Genomic DNA, 13,938 nt, shown 5'->3' on the forward strand with positions numbered 1-13,938 from the left:
CGTTTTTTGTCTTCCGTAGGCCCTGTAGGAAATGTGAGGCGCCAAAATGGGATTCTCCAATCTGCGCATCGGTATGAAACTGGGCCTGGCTTTCATCGCCATGGTTCTGCTCAGCCTGCTGGTGGGTGTGCTGTCGCTGGTACAGCTCAGCGATGTCCATGACGACACGCGCGACATCGCCACCAACTGGCTGCCCAGCGTGCATGTGCTCGGGGAGATGCGGGCCACCGCCAACCGTCTGCGCGCCAGCGAAGTCGGCATGGCCCTGTCGGAGTCGGCCGATGAGAAGGCGCGGCTGGCGCAGGATGTGCAGGCGGTTGACAAGATCCTTGCGGACCAGGAGAAGGTGTATGCCCCCCTGGTCACTCCGCAGGAGGCCAAGGCCTACGAGGAGTTCAAGCAGTTCCGCGAGGCCTACCTGAAGGTGCAGGCGCAGCTCCTGGCGCTGGCCAAGGAGGGTGGGGCCGGCCAGGCCGAGACGGTGAAGCTGCTGTACGGCGACTCGCAGAAAGCCTTCATCGCCATGGCCGAAACCATCGGCCGGCTCGCCAAGATCAATACCGACGGCGCGGAGCAGGCCTACAAGGCGTCGCAAGGGTCCTACGATGCGGCGCGCGCCATGGTCGGCGCTGGGCTGGCGCTGGCCGTGGCCGTGGCCGTGGTGCTGGGATGGTGGATCACCCGCCTGATCACCGTGCCGGTCGATGAGGCCGTGCGGGCCACGCGCGAAATCGCCGATGGCAACCTGGCCGTGTCGCTCAGCGTGCGCTCGCGCGATGAGATCGGCCAACTGCTGCAGGGGCTGATCGACATGCGCGACAAGCTGGCGGCGGTGGTCTCGGAGGTGCGCGGCAGTGCCGAGGGCGTGGCCACGGCCAGCGCCGAGATCGCCCAGGGCAACCGCGACCTGTCCGGGCGCACCGAGAGCCAGGCCAGCGCGCTGGAAGAGACGGCCGCGTCCATGGAGCAACTGGGCTCCACCGTGCGCCAGAATGCCGACAACGCGCGCCAGGCCAACCAGCTGGCCTTGAATGCCTCCACCGTCGCAGCCCATGGTGGCGAGGTGGTGGCGCAGGTGGTGGACACCATGCGCGGCATCAACGACAGCTCGCGCCGCATCGCCGACATCATCGGCGTGATCGACGGCATCGCCTTCCAGACCAATATCCTGGCGCTGAATGCCGCCGTCGAGGCCGCCCGTGCGGGCGAGCAGGGCCGGGGCTTCGCCGTGGTGGCGGGCGAGGTGCGGTCCCTGGCGCAGCGCAGCGCCGATGCGGCCAAGGAGATCAAATCCTTGATCACCGCCAGCGTGGAGCGCGTGGAGCAGGGTTCACAGCTCGTGGACCAGGCAGGCACGACCATGGAAGAGGTGGTGACGGCCATCCGCCGCGTGACCGACATCATGGGCGAGATCAGCGCTGCCAGCAACGAGCAGGCCAGCGGCGTGGCCCAGGTGGGCGAGGCCGTGACCCAGATGGACCATGCCACGCAGCAGAACGCCGCCCTGGTGGAACAGAGCGCGGCGGCCGCGGCCAGCCTGAACCAGCAGGCGCAGGATCTGGTGGGCGCCGTGGCGGTGTTCCGCCTGTCGCAGCAGCATGCGGGGGCATCGCATGCGCCCACGCCTGCGCCGCGGCGCATGGCCGCGCCCGTGGCGCATGCGGCCGCCTCCGCGAAAAAGGTGGCCATGCCCGCCAGGAAGGCTGCCGCGCCCAAGCCCCCCATGCCCGCGCCCAAGGCGGCCGCGCCGCTGGCGGCACCGGCGCCCAAACCCAAGCCCGCCAGCACGGCGAACGATGGCGACTGGGAGAGTTTCTAGCCAAAAACCGCTCCAGCGCTTTTCCATCAAGCGCTGGAAGCTATCGAAAAGAGAGCGGCCAAAGCAAAAAAGCGCGAGACCACGAAGGGCCTCGCGCTTTTTTTATTGCCGCCGGGCCGCCCCAAGCCAACAGCGCCCCCTCTGGGGGACTGCGGCCACACGCAGTGGGCAAGCGTGGGGGGCGTTTTTTACCGCTGTGCAGGGAATCAGAAGCGATGGCGGATGCCCACCACCAGGCTCGTGCCGGACGACAGGTCGGTGACCTTGTCGTGCATGCCCACGGCGTACACGTCGGTGCGCTTGGACAGGAAGTGGTCATAGCCCAGGCTGGCGGTGGTGCGCGTGGCTTCGCCAGGGCCCGTGGTGGCCTTGGTACGGGCCACGGCGGCCTTGATGGCGCCGGCCTTGTTCAGCACGGGCACTTCGGCGCCGAGCGAGAAGGTCTTGCCGGTGAAGTCGGTGGCGTCCACCTTGGCCTGGCCGTAGGTCAGGTAGGCCTTGGCCATGCCGAAGTCGTACGTGCCGCCGAGCATCCAGTCGCTCTTGCGGTTCATCAGGCTGTTGGGGGGCACGGGGTTGCTGATGTCGGCGCGTTCGTAGAAGCCCATCAGGGTCAGCGGGCCGCCGAAATACATGACGTTCAGGCCGATGTTGCTCTTGCCCGAGTTGCCGGCCTGCTCGCCGAACTGGTAGTGCAGGTTGGCCTTGAGGCCGCCGAAGCTGGGCGTGGTGTAGGTGATCTGGTTGCTCCAGCCGGTATCGGCCGGGGTGGTCAGGTTGCCCGCGGGCCAGCCGGCGGTGGACATGTTGGCGTGCAGCACCAGGGGCGACACGGTGAACGAATCGCCAAACGGGTTCAGCAGGATGGTGGGCAGGAAGTTGGGGGCCATGCCGCGGCCCAGGGCCACGGAGCCGAAGCCGCCGGACAGGCTCACGCTGGCGTCGCGCGAGAAGAAGGGGTCGGGGTTGAAGCGGCCGGGGCTGCCGGTATCGACGCGCAGGAACGAGGTCAGCAGGAAGCCGGCCTTCAGGCCGCCGCCCAGGTCCTCGGTGCCCTTGAAGCCGAACCACGAGGTGGTCAGGCCGCCCGAGCCAACCACGCTGGTGCGGTCGGCATCGCCCGCCATGCGCACGGAGCCGGCGTAGGCATCCATCAGGCCCATGAGCTGCACCGAGCTTTCGGCGTGGGCGGTGCCGAAACAGGCCAGGGCGGCGCCCATGGCAATCAACGACTTCTTCATGAAAAAACTCCCGTTCAAGAAAAAAAATTACGACGAAATTATTGCAGTAGATCGGCGTATGGAAAGCAAATGTTGCTTTCTTGCCATCAAAAGTACACATTGGTGCGCTATGCCCCAAGGTGGGGCGGGTGCACGATGGTGGTGTTGCCTGCGGAGCGTGGATGAAACAAAGTTACGGATTGGGGCGCCTGCGGAGATCGGGGTCGCCGTTGTCCTGGCGCATCGTGTGCTCTTGAAACAGGAGCTGCCAGCGCTTGTCACGCAAGCGTTGGAGGCATTTTCTCACTCAAGATTCAGGCGACGGCACGGGGCATCAGTCCGCCGGCGCGCAGGCGGGCAAGGCGTGCCCTGTCTCCAGCATGGCGATGATGCGGTCGATCTGCCCGCGCAGGTTCTTGGCCTTGTTGTATTCGCGCTGGTGGTGCGCCAGCTCCACCAGGGACTTGCCGTCCCACGCCTGCGCCATCGCATCCGCGCCGCGCGCCAGCAGGGCCGCCACCGCCAGGTCGCTGCCGGACACCACCGCCATCCACAGGGGCGTGCGCAGGGGGGACCCGGCCTCGGGCGCATGCACGTCGCGCGACAGGCCGATCAGCGCGGGCACATAGCGGTTGTTGCCCTGGCAGATCCTGTGCAGCACGCGCGAGGTGTCGTCCCAAGGCGCGTCCACGTCCACGCCGGCATCGAGGATGCGGGCGAACAGGGCGTCCGAGCGCGCGTCCAGCTCGCGCTCGTGCAGCTCCGTCAGGCGCAGCACCGGCATGTGGTCATAAACGGTCGAATGGATCGCGGCGCCCAGGTCCAGCGCCGCCATCACCGCCTCGTGGCACCCGGGGCGCCACAGGGCCGCCACCGTCAGCGGCTCGACGGCGCCATAGGTCTTCTGCGCCGCCAGGGTGTTGTGGTACAGCGGCATGCCGCCCTCGGCCAGCAGGCGCACCATGTCCACGTCGTTGGCTTCCACGGCCAGGACCATGGGGTAGCAGTCGTCAAAGCGCTCGCCCTGCCATAGGGCCTTGGCGTCGCCTCCGTCGGCCAGCCAGCGGCGCACGGCGGCGTGGTCGCGCGCCGCCACGGCGGCCTGCAGCGCGCGCTGGGAGGTGAGCAGTGCCAGACGTTCGTTTCTTTTCATGGTGCCCTTGTGTTTGCGTGGTGGATGCGGCCGCCACGCATCGTAAGGCCCGGCGGGCCGCCTTTTCCCCGCCATGTCGTCAGCTGCCAAGGAGGTCGGTGGTGGACAACTTGTCCATCGGCAGGCCCTGTGCGCACCGTATATTCCAGGCCGCATGGCGCGGCTTGGCCAGAGGCTGCGCCCGTCCAACTGCCGAATCCAGGTTGAAGGGAGCTTTTCTTGACACAAACCTTGACCCGAGAGCAACTGTGGCGCCGCCTGGAGGCGGTCGATTACTTTGACTGGTGCGAAGAAGCGGAGCGCGCCGCGCTGCGCGCGCTGCTCTTCGACGGGGTGCTGTGGCCGGCAGGGCCGGTGCCCACCTGGATGGCACGCCGCGAGCTGTTCTGGCACCCCGAGCAGACGCCCGCGCAATGGGCGTGCACCGTGGACCTGCGGTCGCGCTATGTCGACGATGAAGACGTCATGCACACCTCGCCCCGGCTGGGCGATGAATACCGCGCCGAGGCCCTGTGCATGCTGCTGGCTTTCGACCACCAGTACAGCGGCATGGGCATCCCCGAGCAACTTGCCTTGCTGGACTGGTTGGGCTGGATGGACGCGCGCCCGTCGGCCGCTGCGCTGGATGCGTGGATGTACGGCATCAACGGCTGGCTCGATGCCAAGCCGCGCGAGCCCAAACTGCTGGCCGAGACCGACGACAGCCGCCATGCGCACACCTTGCCGTGGCTGTACCACACGCTTGGCGCGGCGCCGCTGGTGATGCAGGGCCGCTGGATGGCCACCACACAGGAGGGCTGGTGTTATGAGCGCTTTCCGCGCAGCTTCCTCGGCTCCCTGCAGGCGCTGATGCGCATGGCCGAGAAAGGCAAAGTACCGCACCGGCCGGGCACGAACCCCGCGCTGCGGCAGGATTTTTTGCGCCAGCTGCGCGACGACCTAGTGGCTGGCGCGGTGCCTGAGCTGCTGCAGCAGATCTGGGCGTTGACCCGCAAGCCTTGACGGCCATGGAACGAATGACTCCACCGCAAGGACAACCATCATGCTGATCAACATCGTTGGCAACTTCACTTTCGAGCAGCGGGGGGATGCATTGTTCATCGGCACCGAAGAGTCAGCGGCGCTGGTTTGCAGCGGCCAAGCCCGGCTGGCTCCTGCGGAGCCGACCTTCCCGCGCTTCAGCGCGCCGGGCGTCACCGCCCGCGTGCACTATGCCGATGGCCCGCCGACCATCGTCCGGCATGGCGACAAGGAATGGCACATCCACGACGTGCTGCTGGGCGGCTCGGACGCTTATGGCGTGACGCGCGAAAGGAAGCACGAGCGCGTCGCCATCGTCCACGACTGGGACGGCAATCGCCTGGCGTCGCTGCCTGACCGGCTCGGCCCTGCGCACTTCGGCCGTGCCGCCATTGCGCTGACCGACACCTACACCTATCCCAAAAGCGAATACACGGAGATCTATCGCCCGGATGGCGAGTTCCTCGCCCGCTTTACCTTGCGGAGGCACGGGGCGGGGCGCCAGGAACTGGCCCACTTCACGGACGCACTGGCTTTCCTGCGCACGGGCGCCAACCCCTCCGCATACCAACTCTTCGACCTGCACAGCCTGCAAGCCTGCGGCGTCCTGCCCGTGGCAGGCGCGGTCCTGGGGGTCTGCGCATTGCCGGATGGCGGCAACCTGTGGGTGGATGCCGAGGGCATGCACCGGCTGGCGCCGCAAGGCCAGGACCAGCCGCCGCAGACGCTGCACCGCTTTGCAGAGCCCCTGGACGTGGAGCAGGCCAAGCTGCTGCTGTGGCACGACGCGCAGCGCGTCTACGCCGCGATCGACCACGACCGGGACCGCCAGACCCTGCTGGCCGTGCCGCTGGAAGGCGCAGACCCTGCGGTGCAGGAACTGCATTGGTCCGACACCTGGGCGATCGCGTTCCACGGCGGATTCCTGGCCGGGCAGAACTACCTGCAACTCAAGCGCAAGACGCTGCTGGCGGACAACGCGGTGCTGCTGTGGCGCCCCGGCGATGTGCTCACGCCCGCTTTGCTCCAAACGGATGCGAGCCCCGTTGTCGAAGTCAGCCAGGTTCGTTCCGCCACCAAAGGGAAGCACGGCTACCGCCTGCGCATCGAGGACCATTGCCCCAACCGCGCGATCCGCTGCGCCGCGCTGGAACTGGGGCGGTTGCTGGGCGATACCTGCCAGGGTGCTTACCAGCAGGGCGATGAAGTGCTGGACCGCAAGTTCGATGGGCGGTTCCAGATCGAAATCACCACGGCCGCTGAGCCCACCGCGTTCGAGCAGGCCTTCTTGCCCGCCTACCTGGCCTACTACCGCGACACGGGCGACCTTTCGCCGGCAGGCAGCAGGGCGCGGCTGGCGCCATTGGCAATCACCTGGGTCACAGACGAAACGCTATCTTGAGTCGCGTGCGAGGATGCGGCACGGCCCCCTCCGGTGAGGGCAATGGGTTGCCAGCCTCAATGGCATGTCAAATTAGGTTCAACAGGATTCCGATGACCACCACGTCCCAAACGATTGCCGCCATCCTCAAAAAAGCAGGGATTGACTTCCGGCCCTTGCCCAAAGACTGGGACAGCTCCCACCTGGGCCAGATCTTCCATTACATGGTGCCCGAGCGGATCTGCGAGTTTGACCCGAAGTGCATCGCCGAGGCGGGCGACTACGTGGGGGTGCTCCAGGAGTTCGCACAGGCCACCCAGGGAGAGTTCGCACCCGGGAGCCCGCGAGCCGAAGGGAGCGTCGGCGGCAAGATGGCGCTGGAGTTCCTGCATGGAGGGCAGGCCGTCCGCTTCAAGTTCGAGCAGGAAGGCCGGTGGGTGGCCGAAGACTTTTACGTGCAACTGCGCAAGTTCTGCAAGAAGCACCTCAGCGGGAGCTACCTGAGCGTGGGTACCGACCTGGCCACCGAGGTCTACCTGCCCCACAAGGTGATCGCGCAGATCCAGAAGAAGACGCGCAGCTTCGACAGCGTGGAGGCGCTGGTGCAGTTCGTGGTGGAGGGCGCATCCCAGAGTGATCTGATCAAGGCAGGGGAAGGCCTGTCCTGGCAGTTGAAGGCCGGCTACACCCGCGATGGCGAAAGCCTGCTGACCGCGCTGCTCAAGTCTGGGGCGGACACGGACAGATGCCTGAGTGCCCATGGATTGCTCGCAGCTCCCGAACTGCCCAGCCGCCATGGCGAGTCGCCCCTGGAGCTGGCGCAACGCCTGCGTGGTGTGGATCTGAGAGGCGAGTACGGCGGCGCGTGCAAGGCAACCCTGGGCTATGCCGAGATCCGCGAGAAGTGGAGCCAGCGGCTCTGGCACAGCCATCTCCCCGAGTACATGCGCATCATCGATGCGCTGGAGGCGGATCTGGCCTCCATGCGCTTCTCCGAAGCAGACAACCTGTACGGCATCGCCATGTGCCACGCGCCGCTGTGGGACCGCTGGTCGGAAGCCGCGCAAGTGCACTACTACGAATACGAAGACGCGTACACCCTGAGCTTGCTCACCCTGGGGCCCGGAGGCGGCGCCTTGCACCTGCAACTGCCCCGCGCCCAGGTTGACACGGTGATCGGCCTGCTGCGCCGCTATTGCCGCCGCACATTGTGGACAACGCCCGGGCAGGACGGCGCATGGCTTGTCGCGCGAAAATAGCCTGCGGCCACTGGCGCAAAGCATGCGCGCGGCGAACACACATTGATGCCGGGCAGCCTTGACGGCAATACGACGAGCCACTCCACAGCAGGGAAAGAGCGCCAGTTTTCTAAACGCAGCGCTGCAGCAGAAAGGACTCGATCTGCCCCGCCGATTGCGGCGGGCTGAAGTGGTAGCCCTGCGCTTCGTCGCAGCCCTGCTCGCGCAGGAACTGCAGCTGCGCGGCGGTTTCCACGCCCTCGGCGGTGGTCTGCAGGCCCAGGGCCTGTGCCATGCGGATGATGGCGCTGACGATGGCGCGGTCGTTGCTGTCGTGCTCCAGGTCGCGCACGAAGGACTGGTCGATCTTCAGCTTGTAGAGCTGGAAATGCTTGAGCTGGCTCAGCGACGAATAGCCGGTGCCGAAGTCGTCCATCGACAGGTGTACGCCGCGCGCGCGCAATTGCTGCATCGTCGTCATGGCGGCGCGCGGGTCGGCCACGGCCACGCCTTCGGTCAGCTCCAGTTCCAGCGCGTCGGGCGGCAGCCCGGCCTGGGCCAGCAGGCGGCTGACCATCTCGGGCAACTGCGGCTGGTGGAACTGGATGGCCGAGAGGTTCACCGCGACCTTGATGCGGTCCAGCCCTTGCGCACGCCAAGCCTGCAACTGCGCCAGCGCGGTGCGCAGCACCCATTCGCCGATCTGCAGGATCTGGCCGCTGTTCTCGGCCACGGGAATGAATTCGGCTGGGGAGATGCGTCCCAGCTCGGGATGGGTCCAGCGCAGCAGCGCCTCGACGCAGCGCACCTGCCCGGTGGCGATGTTGATCTGCGGCTGGTAGTGCAGCTCCAGCTGCTGGCGCTCCATAGCGCGGCGCAGGGCGTTTTCCAGCTGCAGGGCGCGCAGCGACTGCGCCTGCATCTCCGGCGTGAAGAAGCGGAACGTGGCGCGGCCGTCGCGCTTGGCGCGGTACATGGCCACGTCGGCGGACTGGGTGAGGGCGTCGAAGTCCTGCCCGTCGCTGGGGTACAGGGCGATACCCATCGACGGCGCCATGGTCAGCTCGTGGTGGCCGATCTGGTAGGGCTGGCGGAAGGCTTCGAGCAGCTTGCCCGCCACGCGCGCGGCGCCTTGCGCGTTGGCGCCGGGCAGCAGCAGCACGAATTCGTCGCCGCCCAGGCGCGACACGGTGTCGTACTCGCGCACCACGGCGCGCAGGCGGTTGCCGATCTGGATCAGCAGCGCATCGCCCACGCGGTGGCCCAGCGAGTCGTTGACGTGCTTGAAGTGGTCCAGGTCGATGAACATCACCGCCAGCGGCGTCCCGGCGCTGGCCGCTTCGCGTATGGCCTGCTGGCTGCGTTCGGCCAGCAGCGTGCGGTTGGGCAGGCCGGTCAGAGCGTCGTAGTGGGCCAGCCAGTGGATGCGGTCCTGGTCTTCCTTGCGGTCCACGATCTCGCGGTGCAGGTCGACCACGGTCTCGTGCAGCTCGCGCGTGCGTTCGCGCACCTGGCGCTCCAGTTCCTCGTGGGCCTTGGCCAGCGCCTCCTGGGTGCGCTTGCGCTCGGTGATGTCCATGGCGATCCACACCGAGCCCTGCGCGCCCATGGCCTTGGCGCGGATGTCGCAGACCACTGGGGTGCCGTCCTTGCGGCACAGCGTGACTTCGCCAGCGAAGGACTGCCCGAGCGCGAAGGGCGCGTAGCAGCGCCGGCCGGCGTCCTCCCAGTCGGCGTCGCTGCGGTACCAGCGCCGCGACGGGCTGCCGATCAGCTCGCCGGGCTCGTAGCCCAGCATCTGTTCGAAGTGCCGGTTGCAGCGGGTGAGGTGGCGCTCGCGCAGGAACACGATGCCGACCATGGCCTGGTCGAAGAGCACCTGCTTTTCCAGCTGGATGGTGCGCAGCAGGGCCTGCGTCTGCTTGTGTTCGTCGATGTCATCAACGGTCCAGATCGATCCTTCGCGCGTGTCCTGCGGGTTGATCAGGCGGCCCGTGAGGCTGGCCCAGAACAGCGTGCCGTCGCGCCGGCGCATCTGGCGCTCGCAGCGGAAGGTCTGGCCTTCGCTGAGCGTTGTGTAGGCCTCGCGCCCCAGGGCTCGGAAGGCCTCGCGGTTGGGGTGCAGGGTTTCGCTGCTGTGCCCCAGCAGCTCCTGCGAGCTGGCGTAGCCGTAGATCTCGGCGTAGCGCTGGTTGCAATGCACCACCACCCGGTGGCGGATGAAGACAATGCCGACCCCGGCGCTGTCCAGCAGGGTTTGCTGTTCGCGCAAGGTGCGTTGCAGGGACGTGCCAACGACCGGCCCGGGAACTTCCGAGACCTCAACCGGGTGGAACATGAACGGGAAAGATGCGTGGTAATTGCAAGATATGTTCCAAATTGTATTCTATCGGGCTGTCTCTGTCGTCACGGTGTTGTCATGGCGCCGCACCACACTTCGGGCACGGCCACAGGGCCGAAGGAGAAGTCCCGATGAACGAACTGCCCAATCCCACGCTGCCGCTGTCGCCCCTTCCCAGGGGGTCTCTTCACCGCCCTGGCATTGCTTTGGGTGCGCGGCCTGTGGCGTGTCCCGGCCTGGAAGTCACCTGGGCGCGGCACCTCGACGAGGTACGGCAGGCGCAGCGGCTGAGGTTTTCCGTCTTCGCGCAGGAGATGGGCGCGCGCCTGAACACCGCCATTGCGGGCCACGACGTGGACCTGTTCGACGACTATTGCGAGCACCTGCTGGTGCGCGACCTGGCCAGCGGCGAGGTGATCGGCACCTACCGCGTGCTCACGCCCGCCCAGGCGCGCCGCGTGGGCAGCACCTACAGCGACCTGGAGTTCGACCTGACGCGGCTGCGCGCGCTGCGCCCGCGCATGGTGGAGCTGGGGCGCAGCTGCGTGCATGCGGAGCACCGCCACGGCGGCGTGATCCTGGCCCTGTGGGGTGCGTTGGCCGACTTCATGGTGCGCAACGGTCTCGACGCCATGATCGGCTGCGCCAGCATTCCCATGCTGCACAACGGCGTCGTCAGCGGCGACGTGGCCGCCAGCATCTGGGAGCAGTTGCGCCACACCCACCTGGCCCCTATCGAGCACCATGTGCGCCCGCGCCTGCCGCTGCCGGTGCAGCAGCTCGACGGCACCCTGCCCGTGGAGCCGCCCGCGCTCATCAAGGGCTATCTGCGCCTGGGTGCACGCGTGCTGGGGGCGCCGGCCTGGGATCCGGACTTCAACACCGCCGACCTGCCCATGTTCATGCGCATGGCCGATCTGCCCGCGCGCTACCGCCGCCATTTCCTCGGCTGAGCGCGCCAGCACGCGCTTGCGGGCTTGCGGCGTGACGGCTCCGTGACCGTCATGCGAGTGTCATTAATCTGTCACCAACGGCGGCGACACTGGTGCTGTCGCTCTCTGAAGCCGCATACATGCCGTCCATTCCCCCTCCATCGACCCCACCCGCCGACGGCGCAGCGCCTGCTGCACCCGCGCCCGCCGCAGAAGCCGCGCAGCCAGCTTTCGGCCAGGCCTTTCTCGACCGCGACCACAGCATCCTGGCCTTCAACGAGCGCGTGTTCGACTGGGCCTGCCGCAGCGACGTGCCATTGCTGGAGCGCCTGCGCTACCTGTGCATCGTCTCGTCCAACCTCGACGAATTCTTCGAGGTGCGCGCTGCGCCGCACATCACGGCGGCGCAGGGCGGCGATACCAAGGGGGCCTACACTGTGGCCTCGTTCGAGGCACTCATGGCCAAGGCGCAGGACCTGGTGGCGCGCCAGTACGCGCTGTACAACGATGCGCTCGTGCCGGCCTTCGCGGCGCAGGGCATCCGCATCGTCTCGCACGGCGAACGCACGCCCGAGCAGCGCCGCTGGGTGCAGGAGTACTTCCAGCGCGAGGTGCGGCCGCTGCTGATCCCGGTGGGGCTCGATCCGGCGCACCCGTTCCCGCTGGTGGCCAACAAGTCGCTCAATTTCATCGTGCGCCTCAAGGGCTCGGACGCCTTCGGGCGCAACAACGAGATCGCCATCGTGCGCGTGCCGCGCGTGCTGCCGCGCGTCATCCGCATGCCGGGCCGCGTGGCTTCCAAGGGCGCGCTGTTCGTCATGCTCTCCAGCGTGATCCGCGGGCATCTGGCCGATCTGTTTCCCGGGCGCGAGGTCACCGAGTTCTCGCAGTTCCGCGTCACGCGCCACTCCGACCTGGCGGTGGACGAAGAAGACGTGCGCAACCTGCGCACGGCGCTGCGCCAGGGGCTGCAGCAGCGCCATTTCGGCCAGGCGGTCCGGCTGGAGGTGTCGTCGAGCTGCTCGCGCTTCCTGGCGGATTTCCTGCAGTCCCAGTTCGCACTGCCCGAGGGCGCGCTGTTTCGCGTGCAGGGCCCGGTGAACCTGGTGCGGCTGTCGCAACTGGTGGACCTGGTGAACGACCCGGGGCTGCTGTTCCCGCCCTGGCGCGGCGCGTGGCCGGTGGGCCTGCAGGAAGGCGCCCCGATCCTGGCGCAGCTGCGCGAGCGCGACGTGCTGATCCACCAGCCTTTCGAACGCTTCGATACCGTGCTCGCTTTTCTGCACGAGGCCGTGCACGACCCCGACGTGCTGGTCATCAAGCAGACCATCTACCGCACCGGCTCCGATTCCGAGCTGATGGAGCTGCTGCGCGAGGCGGTGCGCCGCGGCAAGGAAGTCATGGCCGTGGTGGAGCTGAAGGCGCGCTTCGACGAAGAGGCCAACATCAACTGGGCCGAGGCGCTCGAATCCATCGGCGCGCAGGTCGTCTATGGCGTGGTGGGGCTGAAGACGCACGCCAAGATGCTGCTGGTCACGCGGCGCGAGGGGCGCCAGCTGCGCCGCTACGGGCACCTGTCCACCGGCAACTACAACCCGCGCACGGCGCGCCTGTACACCGACCTGAGCATGCTCACGGCCAACGCCGACATTACGGCCGACATGGACGGCGTGTTCAACCACCTGGCAAGCCAGAACCGGCCGCCGCGGCTGCGCCAGCTCATGCTGGCGCCGTTCCACCTGCACAAGCGCATGATCGAGAAGATCGAGCGCGTCGGGCTGGCGGCGCAGGCAGGGCAGGGCGGGCGCATCGTCGCCAAGATGAACGCCCTCACCGACGAGGCCCTCATGCGGGCCCTGGTGCAGGCGGGCCAGCAGGGCGCGCGCATCGACCTCATCGTGCGCGGCGCCTGCATGCTGCCCGCGCAGTTGCCCGGCGTGACCGACAACATCCGGGTGCGCTCCATCATCGGGCGCTTTCTGGAGCACACCCGGGTGTTCTATTTCGCCGCGGGCGACCAGGAGGAGCTGTACCTCTCCAGCGCCGACTGGATGAACCGCAACATGATGCGCCGGGTGGAGCTGGCCTGGCCCGTGACCGAGCCCGGCCTGCGCCAGCGCATCATCGACGAATGCCTGGTGGCCTACCTGTACGACGACCGCGACGCCTGGACGCAGCGGCCCGATGGCCGCTACGAGCGCGCCCCGCGCCCCACCGACGGCGCGGGCGCGCAAGCCGCCCTCATGGTGCGCTACGGGCAGCAGCAGGCCACGGCGGCGCGCAAGAAACGGAAAGAGCAATGATGGATCTGATCCTGTGGCGCCACGCGGAAGCCCATGAGGGCGAGGATGGCCTGGACGACCTGGAGCGCGCCCTGACCCCGCGCGGCGAGAAACAGGCCGCGCGCATGGCGGCTTGGCTCGACCGGCAACTGCCCGAGGGCCTGCGCGTGCTCTGCAGCCCCGCGCGGCGCACCGAGCAGACGGCCCAGGCGCTGGGGCGCAAGTACAAGCTGCGCGCCGAGCTGCTGCCCGAGGGCACGCCCACGGAACTGCTGGAGCTGGTGCAGTGGCCCAGGGCGCGCGGCGCCGTGCTGGTGGTGGGGCACCAGCCGCTGCTGGGGCAGACGGCGGCGCAGCTGCTGGGGATGGGCGAGGGGGAGTGCGCCATCCGCAAGGGGGCCGTGTGGTGGCTGCGCCAGCGCCAGCGCCTGGAGCAGAGCCAGACCGTGCTGATGGCGGTCATGGCGCCGGATTTTCTGTAGTTTTTGGGTGTTTTTGGCCTCTAGCCCTTGCCAGGCAAGCGCTGGCAGCTATGGTTTTTGAGAACACCGC

At 67.7% G+C, this 13,938-nt stretch carries 10 protein-coding genes; 7 read left to right on the plus strand and 3 right to left on the minus strand.

Going from position 1 to position 13,938, the window contains the following annotated elements; translation table 11 throughout:
* Nucleotides 1–46 precede the first annotated feature (46 nt).
* Entirely contained in the window at nt 47–1,819 is a 1,773-nt protein-coding gene (locus YS110_02070) for an MCP four helix bundle domain-containing protein (protein UJB63626.1), read from the plus strand.
* A gap of 206 nt (nt 1,820–2,025) precedes the next feature.
* Here YS110_02070 and YS110_02075 read toward each other — a convergent pair whose 3' ends face one another.
* Both YS110_02075 and YS110_02080 read right to left on the minus strand, forming a co-directional pair.
* The gene (locus YS110_02075; protein UJB63627.1) at nt 2,026–3,060 is read right to left on the minus strand and encodes a porin; all 1,035 of its coding nucleotides are present in this window, start codon (nt 3,058–3,060) and stop codon (nt 2,026–2,028) included.
* Nucleotides 3,061–3,373: 313 nt separating this feature from the next.
* Entirely contained in the window at nt 3,374–4,192 is an 819-nt protein-coding gene (locus tag YS110_02080; protein UJB63628.1) for a hypothetical protein, read from the minus strand.
* Nucleotides 4,193–4,411: 219 nt separating this feature from the next.
* Here YS110_02080 and YS110_02085 point away from each other — a divergent pair, with 219 nt between their 5' ends.
* From YS110_02085 to YS110_02095, 3 genes are all read left to right on the plus strand, one after another.
* Nucleotides 4,412–5,194: a hypothetical protein gene (locus tag YS110_02085; GenBank protein ID UJB63629.1), complete on the plus strand. Its 783-nt coding sequence runs from the start codon at nt 4,412–4,414 to the stop codon at nt 5,192–5,194.
* A 40-nt stretch (nt 5,195–5,234) separates the two neighbouring features.
* Nucleotides 5,235–6,614, plus strand: a complete 1,380-nt coding sequence (locus YS110_02090; protein ID UJB63630.1) for a hypothetical protein — start codon at nt 5,235–5,237, stop codon at nt 6,612–6,614.
* 92 nt (nt 6,615–6,706) lie between these two features.
* Nucleotides 6,707–7,852, plus strand: a complete 1,146-nt coding sequence (locus YS110_02095; protein UJB63631.1) for a hypothetical protein — start codon at nt 6,707–6,709, stop codon at nt 7,850–7,852.
* A 109-nt stretch (nt 7,853–7,961) separates the two neighbouring features.
* Here the strand turns inward: YS110_02095 and YS110_02100 are convergent, their stop codons facing one another.
* Nucleotides 7,962–10,169, minus strand: coding sequence for an EAL domain-containing protein (locus YS110_02100; GenBank protein UJB63632.1), 2,208 nt, complete (start codon nt 10,167–10,169; stop codon nt 7,962–7,964).
* 134 nt (nt 10,170–10,303) lie between these two features.
* Between YS110_02100 and YS110_02105 the strand changes: the two genes are divergently transcribed.
* The 3 genes from YS110_02105 (at nt 10,304) to YS110_02115 (ending at nt 13,868) form a co-directional block, all read left to right on the plus strand.
* Nucleotides 10,304–11,125, plus strand: coding sequence for a GNAT family N-acetyltransferase (locus YS110_02105; GenBank protein UJB63633.1), 822 nt, complete (start codon nt 10,304–10,306; stop codon nt 11,123–11,125).
* A 119-nt stretch (nt 11,126–11,244) separates the two neighbouring features.
* A complete protein-coding gene (gene ppk1 / locus YS110_02110; protein ID UJB63634.1) occupies nt 11,245–13,407 on the plus strand; it encodes a polyphosphate kinase 1 in 2,163 nt (720 codons plus the stop codon).
* Entirely contained in the window at nt 13,404–13,868 is a 465-nt protein-coding gene (locus tag YS110_02115) for a histidine phosphatase family protein (GenBank protein UJB63635.1), read from the plus strand. The genes ppk1 and YS110_02115 overlap by 4 nt, the downstream gene beginning before the upstream one ends.
* Nucleotides 13,869–13,938: the final 70 nt, after the last annotated feature.

This window comes from Acidovorax sp. YS12, assembly GCA_021496925.1.
Taxonomy (GTDB): domain Bacteria; phylum Pseudomonadota; class Gammaproteobacteria; order Burkholderiales; family Burkholderiaceae_C; genus Paenacidovorax.

Excerpts from the sequence above, each read along its gene's own strand:
- YS110_02070 (UJB63626.1), top strand. The coding sequence starts at position 47 with ATGGGATTCTCCAATCTGCGCATCGGTATGAAACTGGGCCTGGCTTTC.
- YS110_02090 (UJB63630.1), top strand. The coding sequence starts at position 5,235 with ATGCTGATCAACATCGTTGGCAACTTCACTTTCGAGCAGCGGGGGGAT.
- YS110_02100 (UJB63632.1), bottom strand. The coding sequence starts at position 10,169 with ATGTTCCACCCGGTTGAGGTCTCGGAAGTTCCCGGGCCGGTCGTTGGC.
- YS110_02105 (UJB63633.1), top strand. The coding sequence starts at position 10,304 with ATGAACGAACTGCCCAATCCCACGCTGCCGCTGTCGCCCCTTCCCAGG.
- YS110_02080 (UJB63628.1), bottom strand. The coding sequence starts at position 4,192 with ATGAAAAGAAACGAACGTCTGGCACTGCTCACCTCCCAGCGCGCGCTG.
- YS110_02095 (UJB63631.1), top strand. The coding sequence starts at position 6,707 with ATGACCACCACGTCCCAAACGATTGCCGCCATCCTCAAAAAAGCAGGG.
- YS110_02115 (UJB63635.1), top strand. The coding sequence starts at position 13,404 with ATGATGGATCTGATCCTGTGGCGCCACGCGGAAGCCCATGAGGGCGAG.
- YS110_02075 (UJB63627.1), bottom strand. The coding sequence starts at position 3,060 with ATGAAGAAGTCGTTGATTGCCATGGGCGCCGCCCTGGCCTGTTTCGGC.
- ppk1 (UJB63634.1), top strand. The coding sequence starts at position 11,245 with ATGCCGTCCATTCCCCCTCCATCGACCCCACCCGCCGACGGCGCAGCG.